Source organism: Novosphingobium oxfordense (genome assembly GCF_044029435.1).
In the GTDB taxonomy this organism is placed as follows: Bacteria; Pseudomonadota; Alphaproteobacteria; order Sphingomonadales; family Sphingomonadaceae; genus Novosphingobium.
This window is the reverse complement of sequence record NZ_CP147005.1, coordinates 677,878-696,135: the sequence shown is the minus strand read 5'-3', so window position 1 is coordinate 696,135 and position 18,258 is coordinate 677,878. Positions and strand designations below refer to the sequence as shown.

16 protein-coding genes are annotated in these 18,258 nt (G+C 65.7%); 4 read left to right on the top strand and 12 right to left on the bottom strand.

All coding sequences use genetic code 11. The features are described from left to right. Positions 1-45: 45 nt before the first annotated feature. The 7 genes from WBP07_RS03100 to sdhC all read right to left on the bottom strand — a co-directional run bounded on the left by WBP07_RS03100 (position 46) and on the right by sdhC (position 6,265). Positions 46-1,821, bottom strand: coding sequence for a M56 family metallopeptidase (locus WBP07_RS03100; RefSeq protein WP_395394216.1), 1,776 nt, complete (start codon positions 1,819-1,821; stop codon positions 46-48). Further along, positions 1,818-2,204, bottom strand: a complete 387-nt coding sequence (locus WBP07_RS03095; RefSeq protein WP_395394215.1) for a BlaI/MecI/CopY family transcriptional regulator — start codon at positions 2,202-2,204, stop codon at positions 1,818-1,820. Before WBP07_RS03095 ends, WBP07_RS03100 begins: the two co-directional genes overlap by 4 nt. An 80-nt stretch (positions 2,205-2,284) precedes the next feature. After that, positions 2,285-2,716, bottom strand: coding sequence for a YidH family protein (locus WBP07_RS03090; protein ID WP_395394214.1), 432 nt, complete (start codon positions 2,714-2,716; stop codon positions 2,285-2,287). Positions 2,717-2,739: 23 nt separating this feature from the next. Further along, positions 2,740-3,330, bottom strand: a complete 591-nt coding sequence (locus WBP07_RS03085) for an HdeD family acid-resistance protein (RefSeq protein WP_395394213.1) — start codon at positions 3,328-3,330, stop codon at positions 2,740-2,742. Positions 3,331-3,663: 333 nt separating this feature from the next. After that, the gene (sdhA, locus tag WBP07_RS03080) at positions 3,664-5,472 is read right to left on the bottom strand and encodes a succinate dehydrogenase flavoprotein subunit (RefSeq protein WP_395394211.1); all 1,809 of its coding nucleotides are present in this window, start codon (positions 5,470-5,472) and stop codon (positions 3,664-3,666) included. Further along, complete coding sequence (gene sdhD / locus WBP07_RS03075) at positions 5,472-5,858, bottom strand: succinate dehydrogenase, hydrophobic membrane anchor protein (protein WP_395394210.1); 387 nt, start codon at positions 5,856-5,858, stop codon at positions 5,472-5,474. The genes sdhA and sdhD overlap by 1 nt, the downstream gene beginning before the upstream one ends. Before the next feature lie 11 nt (positions 5,859-5,869). Next, complete coding sequence (gene sdhC, locus WBP07_RS03070; protein ID WP_395394209.1) at positions 5,870-6,265, bottom strand: succinate dehydrogenase, cytochrome b556 subunit; 396 nt, start codon at positions 6,263-6,265, stop codon at positions 5,870-5,872. A gap of 260 nt (positions 6,266-6,525) precedes the next feature. Between sdhC and bla the strand changes: the two genes are divergently transcribed. Further along, a complete protein-coding gene (gene bla, locus WBP07_RS03065; RefSeq protein WP_395394208.1) occupies positions 6,526-7,467 on the top strand; it encodes a subclass B3 metallo-beta-lactamase in 942 nt (313 codons plus the stop codon). Next, positions 7,464-8,366, top strand: a complete 903-nt coding sequence (locus WBP07_RS03060; protein WP_395394207.1) for a 50S ribosomal protein L11 methyltransferase — start codon at positions 7,464-7,466, stop codon at positions 8,364-8,366. The genes bla and WBP07_RS03060 overlap by 4 nt, the downstream gene beginning before the upstream one ends. Before the next feature lie 50 nt (positions 8,367-8,416). Here WBP07_RS03060 and WBP07_RS03055 read toward each other — a convergent pair whose 3' ends face one another. Further along, a complete protein-coding gene (locus WBP07_RS03055) occupies positions 8,417-8,683 on the bottom strand; it encodes a PilZ domain-containing protein (RefSeq protein ID WP_395394206.1) in 267 nt (88 codons plus the stop codon). 237 nt (positions 8,684-8,920) lie between these two features. Between WBP07_RS03055 and WBP07_RS03050 the strand changes: the two genes are divergently transcribed. Continuing rightward, positions 8,921-9,223, top strand: a complete 303-nt coding sequence (locus WBP07_RS03050; RefSeq protein ID WP_395394205.1) for a DUF1153 domain-containing protein — start codon at positions 8,921-8,923, stop codon at positions 9,221-9,223. Between the two features lie 95 nt (positions 9,224-9,318). On the opposite strand, the gene ligA is transcribed toward WBP07_RS03050, so the two are convergent. The 4 genes from ligA to WBP07_RS03030 form a co-directional block, all read right to left on the bottom strand. Continuing rightward, a complete protein-coding gene (gene ligA / locus WBP07_RS03045) occupies positions 9,319-11,490 on the bottom strand; it encodes an NAD-dependent DNA ligase LigA (protein WP_395394203.1) in 2,172 nt (723 codons plus the stop codon). Between the two features lie 470 nt (positions 11,491-11,960). Next, the gene (locus WBP07_RS03040; RefSeq protein WP_395394202.1) at positions 11,961-13,058 is read right to left on the bottom strand and encodes an OmpA family protein; all 1,098 of its coding nucleotides are present in this window, start codon (positions 13,056-13,058) and stop codon (positions 11,961-11,963) included. Between the two features lie 351 nt (positions 13,059-13,409). Next, positions 13,410-15,086 (bottom strand): DNA repair protein RecN, encoded by a 1,677-nt coding sequence (recN, locus tag WBP07_RS03035; RefSeq protein ID WP_395394200.1) that lies wholly within the window; start codon positions 15,084-15,086, stop codon positions 13,410-13,412. Between the two features lie 330 nt (positions 15,087-15,416). After that, positions 15,417-16,214, bottom strand: coding sequence for an outer membrane protein assembly factor BamD (locus tag WBP07_RS03030; protein ID WP_395394199.1), 798 nt, complete (start codon positions 16,212-16,214; stop codon positions 15,417-15,419). A 262-nt stretch (positions 16,215-16,476) separates the two neighbouring features. Here WBP07_RS03030 and WBP07_RS03025 point away from each other — a divergent pair, with 262 nt between their 5' ends. Then, complete coding sequence (locus tag WBP07_RS03025; protein ID WP_395394198.1) at positions 16,477-18,258, top strand: cation:proton antiporter; 1,782 nt, start codon at positions 16,477-16,479, stop codon at positions 18,256-18,258.

Here is an 18,258-nt window from a genome sequence, read left to right as displayed (position 1 = left end):
GGCGTAGCCGGCGGGGACATCCCACCGGCCAGACCGTTTGAGCATTCAATCGTTCCAGGCGTTAGCCGCTTCGGTACGGGCCCGGTCGGCTTCGGCGCGTGCCCGATCGACTTCGGCACGGGTCCTTGCCATCTCCGCATTGAGTTCGGCGGTGATCTCACTGCGCATTTCGGCCGAGAGATGGCGGTTCGCGGCCACGGCGGCGCGGGCATCGGCGATCGCCTTCGTGGCCTGCAGGGATGCCTCGGCAGCCTCCCTCGGCGTGCCCGTGCAGATCACCGTGGACGAGGCGCCGCGGCTTGAGCGCGCCTCGCTGCGGGCGCTGTCTGCCGGGCAGCGGCTGTCGATCGTCATTTGCTGATAGACGCGCGATCCGTCCGCATTGCGCGCTACGATGCGAATGGTCTGCACCTTTCCATCGGAAGAGACGCGCTGCTTCACTTCCGGAACGCCCCGCATGGCTTGGGCAACGCTTGCCTGCACGGAGCGGGCGATGGCGCGATTGAGCGAAACGGATGCCGGCGGCTCGGGCGGCTGCGGCGGCACAGCCGGCACGGGCGGCATCGGAGCGCCGGCGACGTGTTGCGGCAGGGCCGGAGCCTCGGGCGCTTCGGGAGCGGGCGGCGCCATGGGCGCGGCGGGAACCGCACCAAGGCCCACCTCGGCCGATCCGACAGTGTCGGAATCGACAGCATCGGGATCTACAGGGCGGATGGCCTGAGCCGGAGCCACGCTGCGCGCAGCAGGCGCAGCAGGCGCAACGGGAGCCTCGGGCGCTTCCGGAACCTTGGGTGCATCCTCCATCGCGGCGTAAGTCACCGTGGCGGTCAGCGGCACCGAAACGATGGCCAGCGCAAAAAGGCTACGCGCGGCAACCTTGCGCGCGGGGGAGACTTCCGCCCGGCCAAGCGCCTTCAGCCGTTGGATGATCGGCTTTTCCCCCGCCAGCGTGCCGGCCATCGGCGCGGCCAGCGTCAGCCGCGTGCCGGCCGCGAAGCTGGCGATCAGCCGGCCATAGCGTGCCCGCATCTCTCGCCCGCAGCCGGCCATGACCCGTGCATCGCAGGCCGCTTCCTGATCGGAGCGCAGCGCGCGCCACGCCGCCCAGCCCAGCGGGTTGAACCAGTGCAGCGCGAACAGGGGCTGCAGCGCCATGATCGCAAGCAGGTCGTTGCCGGCGTGGTGTTCCAGTTCATGGGCGATCGCGAAATCGGACGATTCCGAATCCACGCCGGCCAGAAAACCCTGCGGCAGCGCCACGAACTTCTCGAACACGCCGAACGCCAGTGGTGCGGCGGCGGCGGGGCTTTCGAAGATCTTCACGTCCCCGGAACGGGCCACAAGCCGGGCCTGTCCAAGAATCTCCTGCCGCATCAGGTGATAGTTCCAGAACCGCCATGCCAGAAAGACGGCCGCACCGCCCAGCCAGACCGCCAGCAGCAAGGCCGCCCAAGGCACATGCGCAAGCAGGCCGGGATCGGCCGCTGGCACCGCCGCCAGCGGTTCCGCGATCGGCGGCGCGGACGTGGTGGCCGTGGCCGCCAGCGTCATCGACGCGCCCGCGGTCATGTCCCCCACAGATGCGGCCGGAGCCGCCATCTGCCCGGCAACCGCCGTGGCCGGCTCGGCCGCGATAGAAATGTGCGGGATCAGGCCACGCGGCAGCGCCAGCGGCGGCAGGATCAGCCGGATCATCGGCAATGCCCACAGCGCATAGGCGGCCGCCGGGCCGAACCAGCGCGCCACCGGGCGGCGAACCATCAGGATCAGCGCCATCAGGACGCCGGTCATCACAAGCGTATCGACAAGCCACTCGGTCATGACTTGAGCTCCTTCAGGAGTGCCTCGATTTCGGCAATGTCATCTTCGGTCAGCGCGTCCGCATCGGCAAGATGCGCGAACAGCGGCGCGGCGCGCCCGCCGAACAGGCGGTCGACCAGACGGCGGCTTTCGGTGCCGACATAGGCCTCCCGCGCGATCCGGGGGGAGTAGAGGAAGCGCTTGCCGTCCGGCTCGGTCGCGACGGCCTGCTTGGCCACAAGGCGCGACAGCAGCGTCTTCACTGTGGCCAGGCTCCAGCCGCGCGGCACGCAGACCTTTTCGCACACTTGCTGGGCGGTAAGCGGGCTGCGTTCCCACAGCGCCTCCATCACCGCATGTTCGGCGTCCGAGATACGCTCAGGACTTTCGGACTCGTCCGACATCCCACTCTCCATCGTTTACACACGTAATCGACTACGTTTGTAAACATGAACGTCAGATGAATTTTCGTCAAGCCGCCCGGCTACTTCACAAGGATGCCGATCATCACTGCAATGCCCAGAATGACCAGGAAGGCGTTGAACCCTACCAGCAATGCAGCCGGCAGCCGTGGCGTATCGGTTTCCGGCGCCGGGGCCACCGGCCGTAGCTGGCGCCATATGCCGGCCACGAAACAGAACTCTGCGAACAGCAGCAACATGATGGTAGTGGTCATGACCAGCCACTGGCTTACCACGCCCTGCAATAAGGCCCGTGCGCCGATGCCGGATGCCAACGCGCCCAGCCCGGTGCGCACCCAAGCCGCATACGTGCGTTCCGCCGCCAGGATCGTACGGTCTGCAGCGAGCACCGTGCGCCGGTCGGCCGTGTCGGCCTGCTTCTCGACATTCTCGGCAACGCGGCGGGCGTCTTTCGCGATCTCACCCGCCAATTCGCCTCGAGGAGTGTCGCTCATGACGGCTCCCCTTCCCGGTGCATTCAGCCTGCGGACTTGCCCAGCTTGCGCAGGCCCAGCGCAACGGCCAGCATGAACACGCCGCGCATGAAGAAGCTGATCGCGACCATGATCGCCAGGAAGCCAATGGCCGTTCGCGGGCTGGAGATCAGCAGCAGCACGCCCAGCACCACGTCCAGCGCGCCAAGGAACAGGCGCCAGCCCCGGTCATGCCGCGCCTTGACCGCGAAGGCGATCTCGAACCCGCCGGAGATCAGCAGCCATGCCCCGATCGCCCAGACCAGCGTAATCGCGCCGGCAACCGGATTGAACAGCACGTAAAGGCCCGCGAGCAACCCCAGCGCGCCCAGCAGGATCTCCGTCCAGCGTGCCCGCTTCGACATCGAATGGATGCCCGCCGCGATCCCGGCGACGCCGTAGACGCACAGCATGAAGCCGATCAGGAAACCGGTGGCGAAGCTGGCCACCACCGGATTGGCGACGACGATGATCGAAACGAAGATCAGCAGCAAACCGTAGGCCAGCACCCAGCCCCAGCCGAGCGGCGGAGAACCGAGATAGGGAGGGGCCAGAGGATCGGCAAAAGCACTCGGGTCGGTGTGTGAGGTCGTCATGCAATCGACTCCTGTTCCCGTGCAATGTTGCCCAAGTAATGCGACGGAGTGGTTTCGGTTGCAATGCAATTGGTTGATCAAATAGCGGCGCCAACGTCCTGCTTATCGATGCGCGATGCTCGAACCCGGCGATATCGCCGGCATTTATAGATCGGATTGTTCCGGGCTTGCCTTGGCTGCGCGGCACTGCGAGCCGCACATCCAGCCGGGCAGCCCGATCCGGATTCGTTCAGACCGGAAAAAGAAAACCGCCGGCGAACAGAAGTCCGCCGGCGGCCATCAATATCGTTCCGGGAGCCACGGCGCCGAAGCGCCGGTTCCCCGGCAATGCCGTCAATACACGCGCGCCTTGGGCTTGATGTACTCGGCATCGTCGGTGAGCGTGTATTCGTGGACCGGGCGGTAATCGAGGCGGATTTCGCCGCCCTTGCCGCCCCAGCCGTTGAACCAGCCCACGGTGTGCTTCATCCAGTTCGCGTCGTCGCGGTTCGGGAAGTCCTCGTGCGCGTGGGCGCCGCGGCTTTCCTTGCGCGCCTGGGCGCCGTGCAGCGTGACCGAAGCCTGCGAGATCAGGTTGTCCAGCTCCAGCGTTTCCACCAGGTCGGAGTTCCAGATCAGGCCGCGGTCGGTAACCTTGATGTCCTGCATGCGGTCATAGGTCTTGGCGAGCTTTTCCTTGCCTTCGACCATGAGTTCGTCAGTGCGGAACACGGCGGCGTGGGCCGACATGGTGCGCTGCATCTCGGTACGGACTTCCGCCGTCGGCGAATCGCCGTTGGCGTTGCGGAAGTGGTCGAGACGGGTAAGCGCGAGGTCGGCCGAATCCTTCGGCAGTTCCTGCTGCGCCGCGCCCGGCTTGACGATTTCCTTGAGGCGGTGGCCGGTTGCACGGCCGAACACCACGAGGTCGATCAGCGAGTTCGAACCCAGGCGGTTGGCACCGTGGACCGAGACGCAGGCCGCCTCGCCCACCGCGAACAGACCCGGCACCACGGTGTCCGGATTGCCATCCGGGCCGATGGTGACGACTTCGCCGTGGTAGTTACAGGGAATGCCGCCCATGTTGTAGTGGACGGTCGGCACGACCGGCAGCGGCTGGCGAGTAAGGTCCACGCCCGCGAAGATCTTGCCGCTTTCGGTGATGCCCGGCAGACGCTCGCCCAGCACCTTGGGATCGATGTGATCGAGGTGCAGGTAGATGTGGTCCTTGTGCGGGCCGACGCCGCGGCCTTCGCGGATTTCCAGCGCCATCGAACGCGACACGACGTCGCGGCTGGCAAGGTCCTTCGCGGAAGGCGCGTAACGCTCCATGAAGCGCTCACCCTCGGAGTTGGTGAGGTAGCCGCCCTCGCCGCGCGCGCCTTCGGTGATCAGCACGCCCGCGCCGTAGATGCCGGTGGGGTGGAACTGCACGAATTCCATGTCCTGCAGGGGCAGGCCGGCGCGCAGGACCATGCCGCCGCCGTCGCCGGTGCAGGTATGGGCCGAAGTGGCGGTGAAGTAGCTGCGGCCATAGCCGCCGGTGGCAAGCACCACGGCCTGCGAACGGAAGCGGTGGATCGAACCGTCATCCATGCAAAGCGCGATCACGCCGACGCACTTGCCGCCGTCCATGATCAGGTCGATGGCGAAGTATTCGATGAAGAAGTCCGCGTCGTACTTCAGCGACTGCTGGTAGAGCGCGTGCAGCATGGCGTGGCCGGTACGGTCCGCGGCGGCGCAAGTGCGCTGCACCGGCGGGCCTTCGCCCATGTTCTGCATGTGGCCGCCGAACGGGCGCTGATAGATCGTGCCGTCGGCGTTGCGGCTGAAGGGCACGCCGGCGTGCTCCAGCTCGTAGACCGCCGCCGGGGCTTCGCGCACCATGTATTCGATGGCGTCCTGGTCGCCCAGCCAGTCCGACCCCTTGACGGTATCGTACATGTGCCAGGTCCAGTGGTCCGGCGTGTTGTTGCAGAGCGAGGCGGCGATGCCGCCCTGCGCCGCCACGGTGTGCGAACGGGTCGGGAAAACCTTGGTGATGCACGCGGTCTTCAGGCCGGCTTCGGCCGAACCCATGGTGGCGCGCAGACCCGAGCCACCGGCGCCGACGACGACGGTGTCATAGGTATGGTCGATAATCTTGTAAGCAGGCGCGGACATTATGCATGTGCTCCCAGCGCGAGGCGAACGATGCAGAAGACGCCGAAGGCGATGCCACCGCAGGCGGCAAGGTTCAGCGCCGCGATGCAGGCGAACTTGTTGGCGTGCTCATGCACATAGTCTTCGACGAGGACCTGAAGGCCGAGACGCGCGTGCCAGAACGTGGTGACGACCAGCAGGATCATCGCCACGGCAGGCACCGGGCGAACCAGCCATTCGACGACCGAAGCATAGCTGAGGTCAGGCAGCATCACGAACGAGGCTGCGAGGAAAAGGCCGGTCAGCAGGTTGCCGATCGCAGTGAAGCGCTGCAGCAGCCAGTGGTGAACGCCGGTCTTGGCCGAGCCGAGGCCGCGCACGCGGCCGATGGAAGTTCCGTTACCCATGTTCCGTTCCTTCAGCGAAGCAGCAGGAGCGCCCAGAAGGCGACAGTGACGACCACACCCATGACCGGGGCCAGGATCGAGAAGGTCTTGTTGGCCTTCAGTTCGAAGCCGGCGCCGATATCGAGCACGAAATGGCGCAGACCGCTCATCATGTGCGAGAAGAAGGCCCAGGAGACGCCGACGAGCACGACATAGCCCGGAATCGAAGTCATGCACTTGGTGAACTGCGCGTAAGCTGCGGGGCCGCTGGCCAGCGCCCCCAGCCACCACAGCAGCAGGCCGAGGCCGGCAAATGCCATGCCATCGCCCGTCACGCGGTGCAGAATCGAGACGAACATGTGAGGGCCCCAACGCCAGATCTCGAGATGGGGCGAAAGCGGACGGTTCCTGGTGCCGTCTTTGGCCATGGCTCTTTCGAATCCTTTTTGCCTTTTAGCAGCCCCTGAGGCTGCCCCTGTCGAGAAGTCCCCTTAGACAAATCGCGGCTTGGCGCAAGTTCCGCGAAGCACATCGCGAATGCATCGCACACAAGCGGCTTTTCGTTCGGCACATCGGCCCGGCGGCTCGGGCCGCCTCACCCGGTCGTGTGCGCGAACGTCCTGCCACTGGCCTTGTCGGTCCCCGCGGCCTAAAGCCCAGCCCTATGACCAGCCCTATGAATCGTCGCATGAACATCATCGCGCCCGCCCTGCTGCTGGCCGCCTGCTCTTCCGCGCCGGGCGCCGCCGCGCAATCGGAAGACACCGCCGGGGACGATGCAGCGGGCAACGCAGACGCCTCACAGGCCCGACTCGTCGCCGCCTGCAAGGGCCATGACGGTTGGGCGGACGCCGCGCCGCCCGCGCATCTTTTCGGCAATACCTGGTACGTCGGCACTTGCGGCATCACCGCAATCCTGATCACCGGAAAGCAGGGCCACGTGCTGATCGACGGCGGTGTACCCGAAGCGGCCCCGCTGGTTCTCGCCAATATCAAGGCGGCGGGCTTCAAGCCGAAGGACGTGCGCTGGATCCTCTCCACGCATGAGCATTTCGACCATGCCGGCGCCCTCGCCGCGATCCAGCGCGCCACCGGCGCGCGCGTCGCCGCCCTGCCGGCCTCCGCCGAAGTACTGGAAAGCGGCAAGGCCAATGCCGCCGATCCGCAGTTCGGCCAGTTGGACGCCTTCCCGCCCGTTCACGTCGACAAGCGACTGACCGATGGCGAGCGGGTGACGCTGGGCAATATCACGCTCACCGCCCACGCTACCCCGTCCCACGCCGCAGGATCGACAAGCTGGACCTGGCGATCCTGCGATGACGCCGGCAAGTGCCTGAACATGGCCTATGCCGACAGCGTCAGCGCGATCTCCGTCAAGAGCTACCGCTTCACCGACCACCCCGAGCGTATCGCCGCCGTCCGCCAGGGCTACGCGCGAATCGCCGCCCTTCCCTGCGACCTGCTGATTACCCCGCATCCCGGCGCCAGCGATCTTTTCGCGCGTCTTGCGGGCACATCGCCGCTGGTCGATCCCACCGCGTGCCGCACTTATGCGGCCGCCGCCACTACCCGCTTCGACCAGCGCCTCTCCGAAGAGGGCAAGCCCGAAGCGAAGGAGACCCATTCGTGAGCTGGAAAATTACTGCCTTCGCCCCCCGTTCCGTGATCGAGGGCGCCCTTGTCGCCCACGAGGACGCCTTCGACTGGGATCCGGAGATCGTCATTTCCGGCAGCGAGATCGCCGAGGACAAGCCGGACGACTGGCAGCTTGAAGCCTGGATGGCGCACAAGCCGGGCAAGACCGAGAAGGACGCGCTGGCCGCGCTGTTCACCGGCGAGGCCCCCGCCTTCACGGTGGAGGAACTGCCGGAAACCGACTGGCTGGTCGCCAGCCAGGAAGGCCTGGAGCCGATCCGCGCCGGCCGCTTCTATGTCCATACCCCGGAATATCCGCCGCTGGATGAGCCCGGCATTACCGACTTCGTGATCCCCGCCAGCCAGGCCTTCGGCACCGGCCAGCACGCCACCACGGCGGGCTGCCTGGAGATGCTGACTTATATGAAGTCGCGCGGACTGATCATCCGCAACCATGCCGATATCGGCACCGGCACCGGCCTGCTCGCCTTCGCGGCGATGACGCTCTGGCCCCGCGCCCGCGCCACGGCGAGCGACATCGACGCGGTTTGCGCCACGGTGGTCGCCGACAATGCCGATGCAAACGGCGTGCCGCTGGGCGGCCGCCCCGGCGAACTGGTGATGACCATCGCCGACGGCATGGACGCGCCGCTGCTCGACGTGCGTGGCCCCTACGACCTAATCATGGCAAACATCCTCGCCGGTCCGCTCGTCAGCCTGGCACCGGACTTCGCCAAATCGCTGGCGCCGGGGGGACACCTTCTGCTCGCCGGTCTGCTGGAAACGCAGGAAGCATCGGTACGCCGCGCCTGCCGCCGCGCCGGACTTCGGCTCGTCGCGCGGCTGGTCAAGGGCGACTGGTCTATCCTCTGGATGCGCGCACGCCGGTTCTGAACCAAGGCACTCTCACCTTGCCGGGCCTGCGAACAGGTCCGGCAAACCACTCAGGCCCGGCGTAGCTCCAGCCCCGGGCCTTGCGGGCCTAGGCGCATCATGCCCATCAGGTCCGCCGCGATCGGCGCATCGAACGCGAAGCCGGCGCGATCCTCTACCACCCAGCGCACCGTCCCCGTCACCCGGGGATTGCCGGCCAGCGACAGCACCAGTCTGACGCCCTTTTCCAGCAGATTGCGCTCCACCACCAGCTGACATCCCTCTGGCGAGACGTGCTTTGCCAGCGCGGTCGCGTATGGGGATATCCCGAGGGCCACGTTCACTTCTCCAGGTCTTGCGGCATCAACCGCTTCATAGGGAAGAGTAATTAAGAAAGGTAAACGCTCCGTTAATACCTTCGCAACTTTTCTAACGCAAAAATACTTATATTTTACAGTTACTTACGTAATATAGCCAAATCAAAAATTAACTATGTTTCGTAAGATGGAATTAAGGGTTCCAAACAAGAATTGAGCACCAAGGGGGGCTGGTAACAACAGCTCATGAGGCCAAATATGCTTCGTACCGAAATCGACCGGCCTGCGGTCGTTGTGGGACCCCTGGGTGAAGCTCTCGACCGCAAGAGCCTGCCGCCGCGTGATACCCTACGCTGGGTTGCGCGCCGGAAGGCCGAGGTCGTGGCTGCCGTCAACGGGGGCTTGTTGACGATCGCCGAGGCCTGCGAACGCTACGATCTCACGCTCGAGGAACTTGCCTCGTGGCAACGCGCTGTGGAGCGCGAAGGAATGGCAGGGCTGCGCGCCACCCGCGTGCAGCACTACCGACAGGTGCACGAACGTAAGTCCCGCCTCTCCTGAGCGGAACTACGCTGCGGCACCCTTGCGCCGGCTCTGTCCCCCCGGCGTTGACCAATGGGCCCGGTCCGAGAACCTTGGACTGATATTGCGACCCGTCAGCCGGCGGCTTCGACGATCCGGGCCCATTCCGCCTCATCGATGACCTTGATGCCAAGGTCCGCCGCCTTCTTCAGCTTCGAACCCGCGCCGGGGCCTGCCACCAGGATGTCGGTCTTGGCGGAGATCGACCCCGCCGCCTTGGCCCCCAGCCGTTCGGCCTGTGCCTTGGCCTCGTCCCGGCTCATCGTTTCCAGCTTGCCGGTGAACACCACGGTCTTGCCCGCAACCTCGCTCTCCACCGTTTCCACGACATATGGCGGCGGCGAGACTTCGGAGAGGATATCCTCCCACACTGCGCGGTTGTGCTCTTCGTGGAAGAAGTCGCCCAGCGCCTCCACCACGGCCGGGCCGATGCCGTCGATCGAGACGAGTTCCGAATAGGCGTCGCTGGCGGCCTGCGCGGCTTCCTCGCCCACCTGCTCGCCCACAGCCTCATGCGACTTCTCGGCAATCTCGCGCAGCGCCGGCAGCGTTTCGAAACGCTTGAGCAGATCGCGCGCCGTCACTGCGCCGACATGGCGGATACCCAGGCCGAACAGCAGCCGCGCGGCATCGGGCTGGCGCTTGTTTTCCACCGCTGCCAACAGGTTGTCCACAGACTTGTCCTTCCACCCATCGAGCGCGAGGATCTCCTCGCGGCGCTTGCGCAGGCGGAAGATATCGGCCGGGCTTTCCAGCCAGCCCTTGGCGAAGAACTCGTCGATGGTCTTCTCGCCCAGTCCCTCGATATCGAGGGCGCCACGGCTGACGAAGTGCTTCAGGCGCTCGGTCCGCTGGGCGGGGCAGATGAGCCCGCCGGTGCAGCGCACATCCACCTCGCCCTCCTCAGCCACGGCTTCGGAGTGGCATTCGGGACAGTGATCGGGGAATGCGAAGGCCGGTCGCTCCACCTCGCGCGTCAGGTTGTCGACGATCTGCGGGATCACGTCACCCGCACGCTGGAGCACCACGGTATCGCCGGGGCGCACGCCCAGGCGGCCGATCTCGTCCCGGTTGTGCAGCGTAACGTTGGTGACGGTGACGCCGCCCACCAGCACCGGCTTCAGGCGCCCCACCGGGGTCAGCTTGCCGGTGCGCCCCACCTGGATGTCGATCGATTCGAGCGTCGTTTCCGCCCGCTCGGCCGGGAACTTGTGCGCCAGCCCCCAGCGCGGCGCCTTGGCGACGAAGCCCAGGCGCTGCTGCCAGTCCAGCCGGTCGATTTTGTAGACGACCCCGTCGATCTCGAACGGCAGGTCCGGCCGCCCGTCGCGGATCGCGCGGTAGGCGGTGAGCATTTCCTCGACCGTCTGGCAAAGCCGGAACTGCGGAGAAACCGGCAGGCCCCAGCTTTCGATGCGGCGGATCACCTCATGCTGGCTCGCCCCCGGCACATGGCTGGCAGCGCCCCAACCGTGCGCCCAGAAGCGCAGCGGGCGTTTGGCGGTGACGGAGGCATCCTTTTGCCGCAGCGATCCGGCGGCGGCGTTGCGCGGGTTGGCGAACTGGCGAACCTTGCTCTCGTCGAACGCCTCACCCTTTTCTTCGGCCAGAGCGCGCGCCTCGGCCATCAGCGTCTCGTTGAGCGCGTGGAAGGCGGCCTTCTCCATGTAGACTTCGCCGCGCACCTCGAACACTTCGGGAATGTCGTCACCGACCAGTTCCTGCACGATGTCGGCGATGTGGGCGACGTTGGACGTCACGTCCTCACCCACCTGCCCGTCGCCGCGCGTGGCGGCGCGCACCAGCTTGCCGTTCTCGTACCGCAGCGAGCAGGAAAGGCCGTCGATCTTGTCCTCTGCCGTCACCAGCACCGGCTCCTCGGCGGAGAGCGAGAGGAAGCGGCGGACGCGGCCGACGAAGTCTTCCACTTCCTCGTCCGTGAAGGCGTTGTCGAGGCTCATCATGCGAACTTCGTGCCGCACTTTGCCCAGCGGCGATGCGGCAACGTCGTGCCCCACCTTGTTCGACGGCGAATCGGGCCGGATCAGATGCGGATAGGCCGCCTCAAGCTCCGCATTGCGGCGCACCAGCGCGTCGTACTCGGCGTCCGTGATGTCGGGCGCGTCCTCGGCGTGATAAAGCCGGTTCGCCCTGTTGATCTGGCGCGCCAGACGCATGAGTTCATTGGCGGCCTCAGCCTCGCCCGGAAGGTCCGGCTTCGAAAACAGATCGGAATTTTCGCTCATCGCCCAGCCTATGCCGCAAGCCTTTGCCCGGTGGTAGACCACAAGGTGACACGGTTGACACTGTTTACACGGTTCAGGCGAAAAACTGTCGCCTTGCGGGTCGAAACCGTCACCTTGCACGGGCATCTGAACGTGCAAGGTGACACTTTGCGCAGCCGCCTGTCACCTTGTGAAGCGGCTTCGGTGCGCAGAGCAATGGAGATCGGGAAAGGCATCACGCGCGCGAAGCTACGCGCGTCGCGCCTTGTAGGAAAATCCGCCATGGGAGGCCTGCCGGGCGGCTGACCTATGCCGGCCTGTTCTTCTTCGCGCCGATCCGCGTCGCGGCATGGGGCGGCATGAAGGGCATGGGGCGGCGCGGCCGCCGTGGTGGCCGGGACGGGCAACCGCATCGGCAGCTGACCCGTCCCGAACTTTGAAAAAGGCGGCAGTGGCGCGTGCCGGGCAAGCCGGAACGCGCCACTGTCCCGTCATTCGCTTACGGTCACATCCACACGGCGGGCCTGCGAATTGGTATCGCCGTTGCCAGTCGTATCGGCAGGCTTGATCATCTTGATCGATGCCGCCGGGATGCCGGTATCCACCAGCGCCTTGCTGACTTCCTCCGCACGCCGCTTCGAAAGCGCGGCATTGGCCGCCGGATCCCCGGTCGGGTCGTTATAGCCCGAAACGGCCACGAAGGAGCCGGGGTGCGTGTCGATATAGTCCTTCACACTGCTTGCCGCGGTGGAAAGATCCTTGGTCACATCGGATTTGCCCACGGCGAAGAACACGCGCAGCACCGGCCGGCCATTGGTCACTTCGCTGACCATGCCGGAACCCGTGGGGATCGCGGCGGTTGGCGTGGGTTCGACCATGGGCGCGGTTTCGACCGCATCCGTGGTCGGCGCCATCACGGTAGTCGTGGTTTCCTTGTGGCCGCACGAACGCAGGGCCCAGATCAACGCAATCACCACCAGCGCGGCCAGCAGAAGCGGCAACCACTTGCCCATCCCGCCCGACGCGGCGCGGGCCGTTTCCTCGAAAGCCGGCGATGCCGCCGTCGGGTGCGCGCCCAACAGGCCGGAAACGCCGGGCGGCAGCGCGGCGTTGATCGACGCCCGCTCCCCATTCAGCAGAGTGGTCACTTCCGGCAAAGTGGGCGTTGAGCCCAGCATCTTTCCGATGCCGCCCGCCGCGAGCAGCCCGCCGACGCCCAGCAGAGAGCGCACGCTTTGCGGCGCAATCCCGAAATGGCCGGCAAGGGTGGACACCAGCCCGCCGAAACTGGATCCGAACAAGTCCGGAAAACCGCCACCATGCTGCGGCAGCGCCGGGTCGGTACCAAGATGGTCGGTCAGCGCGGCCTGATGGTCCAGCGGGTTGCCGCCGGCAAGGGCGGCCTTGATCATGCTGAGGACCCCGCCACCACCGCCGGCCGTGACGCGGCTTGCCATTCCGGCGAGGACGACGGGAATGATCCCGGTTAGAGCGCTGCCGGTGGCCTGCGGGCTTTCGCCCAGTTTCGCCGCCAGACTATCGACAGTTCCGGGCGCAATGGCCCCGCGAATGGTGTCGAGTAGAGCCATATTCTTCTCCTCTTTCGGCACCCCCCGATTTTTCAAGACAGGCCGCCCTCTTCCGGCGAGGCCAGCCCGGCACCTTAAGTGGAATCTCTTATCGTAAAAAATTGAGCAATCGGTACTTGTACCGACAAGGACGATCCAAATGTGTAAAAATCACATTCGATTTAAAATTCGATCGACCTTCATATATTTAAACAAATGCGCAGAAATACATACTTTTTATTTTCTGCCGCTTTTCATGGCATTATGCGCGCTAGACCCGGCACAGCCGCACCTTCGACGCGCGCCGCGCGCGCCGGCATTCAGCGAGAACCATGAAATTGCGCGATATCCGCCCGGCGAATGGGGCGACGGTTACGCCCGTTCCAGCAGACGGTTCGCCTGCGCCCGCGCTTCCGCAGTGACTTCCGCGCCGGAGAGCATGCGGGCGATCTCTTCCTGCCGTTCCGCATTGCTGAGCGGGGTGACCGAAGTTCGCGTGACCGTACCTTGCGAGGACTTGGCAATCATGAAGTGCCGATCGCCGCGCGCCGCCACTTGCGGGCTGTGCGTGACGGCCAGCAACTGCCCGCCCGCGCCGCTGCCATTCGCCAGCCGGGCCAGGCGTTCGCCGATGGCATCCGCCACCGCGCCGCCCACGCCGCGGTCGATCTCGTCGAAGATCACCGTCGCCGCGCCGCCCTCTTCCGCCAGCGCCACCTTGAGCGCGAGGATGAAGCGCGAGAGTTCGCCGCCCGAGGCGATCTTGGCCAGCGGCGCGAAATCGGCGCCGGGATTGGTGCTGATCAGGAATTCCACCTGATCCATGCCCTGCGCGCCCCAGCGATCCTCCGGCAGTTTCAGCACCGAGGTCTGGAAGCGTGCGGCGTCAAGCTTGAGCGGGGCCAGTTCGGCGGCAACCGCCTTGTCCAGCCGCTTGGCGGCGGCGCGGCGCAAGTCGTGCAGCGCCTCTGCCTGCTGGCGATAGGCCAATGCCGCCTTCTGCGCGGTGGTCTCCAGCGCGGCAACATGCCCTTCCCCGCCCTCGATCGCGTCCAGCGCCTCGCGCATTTCGCGCATCTTTTCGGGCAGGTCGTCCACCGCGCACATGTGCTTGCGGGCGGCGGCGCGCAAATCGAACAGGCGGGTTTCGATGCGGTCCAGCTCGTTGGGATCGAAAGCCAGCGCCTCTGCCGCGCGTTCCAGCTTTTCCTCGGCCTCGCCCGCCTCGATCAGGGCGCGGTCGAGTGCACCCAAGGCATCGGCCAGCAAAGGATGCTCGCCGGCGATACGGTCCAGCCGGCGGGCAGCGCCGCGCAGATTCGCCAGCGCCGAATCGGAACCGGTCCAGAGGTGTTGCAGGGCCGAGAGATCGTCGGCCAGCTTTTCGCCCTTCTGCATATCGGCGCGGGCGTGAGCGAGTTGCTCCTCCTCCCCCTCTTCCGGCGTCAGCGCGTTGAGTTCGGTGAGGTGCGCCAGCAGCAGGTCCTGATCCTCGGCCGCCTTGGCCACTTGCGCGCGGGCAGCGTCGAGCGCGCCCTGCGCGGTGCGCCAGGCCTTCCACGCAGCCTCCACGCCAGCCACATCGCCACCGGCGAACCGATCGAGCAGCATGCGGTGCCCCTTGGGGTTCACCAGCCCGCGATCGTCATGCTGGCCGTGAATTTCGACGAGAACCGGGGCAATCTCCCGCAGCAGCGAAACGCTGACCGGCTGGTCGTTCAGGAAAGCGCGGCTGCCGCCATCGGCGCGGAGCTGTCGCTTCAGGATCAGCGGCTCGCCCGGCTCGATCTCAAGATCCGCCTCGTCCAGAACGCTGCGCACCACGGCGGGCAGCGCGGCGAATTCGAAGCTGGCAGTTACGCTCGCGCGGTCCTCCCCGGCGCGAACAAGGCCGCTGTCAGCCCGATTGCCGATGACGAGGCCCAGCGCGTCCAGCAGAATGGATTTGCCCGCGCCCGTCTCACCCGTGAGGACGCCCAGCCCCCGCGCGAAATCGAGATCGAGCGCTTCGATCAGCACGATGTTGCGAATGGCGAGGCGTGTCAGCATGTTCGCGTTGCGTTCTAGCGAAAAGATTTTCGCCCGTCACGCCCTATCGCGTTGGAGCATTTTCTAATCGGATGGAATCATCCGATAACTCGGAAAATGAGACAGACAAACGAAAGATAGAGCGTTTTCTAATCAGGTGGAATCACCTGATGACTCGGAAAACGCGGAAAACCAAAAACTTAGAGCAGTTGATCCGATGCGATCGGATCGGAAACTACTCTAGAGCGTGACCCGGTTCGGTATGACCGGATCTCGCTCTATCCCGATAACGAAAACGCCGGCCGGCCGATGGGGCCGACCGGCGTCGAATCTCGTCCAAAGGCGTGCCCGTCAGGCTGCGACGTGCTTCGGCGCGTAGCGGTTCATCAGCTTGTAGGCGCGCTGATACCACTTCGATTCGGGATAGTTCGTTTCCAGCACGGCAGCGGCCTTCTGCGCCTCTTCCGGGATGCCGAGCGAGAGGTAACCTTCCACCAGGCGGAACAGCGCTTCGGGCGCGTGGCTGGTGGTCTGGAAATTGTCGACCACGTTGCGGAAGCGCAGTGTGGCGGCCAGCCACTTGCCGCTACGCTCGTACGAGCGGCCGATGGTCATTTCCTTGCCGGCCAGGTGATCGTTCACAAGGTCGATCTTCAGCTTGGCGTCGGCCGCGTAAGGCGTGCCGGGATAGCGGCGCATCACGTCGGTCAGCGCCTGCTTGGCCTGCTCGGTGGTCTTCTGGTCGCGCGTTACGTCGCTGATCTGCTCGTAGTACGAGATCGCGATCAGGTAGTAGGCGTAGGGCGCGTCCTTGTTGCCCGGATGGATCGAGAGGAAGCGCTGCGCCGACTGGATCGCCTTGTTGTAATCGCGCGCGGCGTAGTAGCTGAACGCGCTCATCAACTGGGCGCGGCGGGCCCAGGGCGAATAGGGGTGCTGACGTTCCACTTCGTCGAACAGCGCGGCGGCGGCCTTGGTCTGGCCCTTGTTCAGGCGATCCTGGGCAGCCGCGTAAAGCGTATCAACGTCACGCGCGACATAGGCGGTATCCTTGTTCTTATTGCCCCGCCCGGCACAGCCGGCGGTGAGAACGAGGGCCCCGGTAGCGGCGGCAAGGAGAGCGATCTTGAAGCGCGAACGTTCGAACATGGGGCCGGTCTATAGACAGCGCTTTGCTGAACGCCAAGTGAAGTTACACGCCCTTACACTTTGATCTTCGATCGGTTTGGAAATCCGGCGCCCCGGCGGATTTTGCGCCGCCCCCGCAAGTTACGCCGCGCACACGATCGGGCCGGGAAAAGCGCCGGTGTCATTCCGAATGCGCCGGCAACGCATTTTCAACCAAGGACTTGGCGGATTAATGGGCAGTTCGCCATTGTCTGGCCGCGCTGCCCTGCCATAGTGGCACCACATGGCCGGCACAAATGCACTTTCCTCCCCCGTCATGTCCGATGCGCTCGTGATCCTGGGCGCTGCGGGCATCGTCATTCCCGTGTTCAACCGATACCGCATCACCCCGGTGATCGGTTTCATCCTGGTGGGCCTGCTGGTCGGCCCGTTCGGCCTGGGCCGGCTGGTGTTCGACCATCCGTGGCTGTCCTGGGTGACCATCACCGATCCGGACGGGCTGGAGATATTCGCCGAATTCGGCATCATCCTGCTGCTGTTCTCGATCGGGCTGGAGTTGTCGTTCGCGCGCCTCTGGGCGATGCGGCGCTTCGTATTCGGGCTGGGATCGCTGGAACTGCTGCTGATCGGCGGGTCGATGACCTTCATCTTCGCCACGCTGGGGCAGGGAATCTCCGGCGCGATGGCGCTGGGGCTGGCGCTGGCGCTGTCCTCCACGGCGCTGGTGCTGAAGATCACCGATACCTCCAGCCCGGTCGGCCGCGCGGCGCTGGCCATGTTGCTGTTCGAGGATATCGCCCTGGTCCCCATCGTCTTCATGCTGGGCGCACTCGCCCCGCATGCCAAGGGCGCGGGGATGGACGGGCTGATCCACACACTGGTCTGGGGCACCGGCGTCGTCATCCTGCTGCTGATCGCCGGGCGCTTCCTGCTGCCGCCCCTCTTCGCGCAGGCCGCGCGGACGAAGAGCCCGGAACTGTTCCTCAGCGCCAGCCTGCTGGTGGTCATCCTCGCCTCGCTGGCGACCGCCGCAACCGGGCTTTCGCCCATCGTCGGCGCGCTGGTGGCAGGCCTGCTCATCGCCGAGACGGAATATCACACCGAAGTCGAACAGATGACGGAGCCGTTCAAGGGCCTGGCCCTCGGCGTGTTCCTGATCACGATCGGCATGCGGATCGACTTGCGCGTGGTGTGGGAGAATCTGGGCCCGATCCTGATCGCGACGATGGGCGTGATGGTGCTGAAGGCCATCGTCACCAGCCTGCTGCTGCGCCTGATGGGCGCGCGGCGCGGCACGGCGACGGAGACCGGCATCCTGATGGCCAGTCCTTCCGAAACCACGCTGATCGTGCTGAGCGCGGCAGGCGCGGCGCAGCTGATCCAGCCGGGCACCGCGATGTTCTGGCAGATCGTTACCGCGCTGGGCCTTACCATCACGCCCGCACTGGCCAAGATGGGCAAGATCATGGCCCGCCGCGTGGAGCGGCTGGAGGCTCCGCACCAGCCCGCCGAAGCCACCGACAAGCCGCCCACGCTGATCGTCGGCTTCGGCCGCGTGGGCCATCTGGTGGCGGACATGCTAACGCGCCATGGCCGCCCCTATCTGGCGGTGGACAGCAATTCCGACCTCGTCACCGAAGGCCGCCGGCTGGGCTACACCGTCGCCTTTGCCGATGCCGCACGGGGCGATGCCATGCTGCGGCTGGGCGTGGCGAACGCGGCGGCCGTGATCCTGACGATGGACGAGCCGGTCTCCGCCCAACGCATCGTGCGCAAGCTGCGCGCGGACTTCCCCGACATGCCGATCATCGCCCGCGCCCGCGATACCGTTCACGCCGGCGTCCTCTACCGCGCCGGGGCGACCCACGCGGTGCCGGAAACGCTGGAAAGCTCGCTCCAGCTATCGGAAGCGGCGCTGGTGGAAATCGGCGTGGCCATGGGCCCGGTAATCGCCTCCATCCACGAAAAGCGCGACGAATTCCGCGAACAGATCATGGAACAGGGCGGCCTTTCGCAGAAACCCGCACTCAAGTCCGGCCAACTGCGCGAGGCCAATACGAACTGA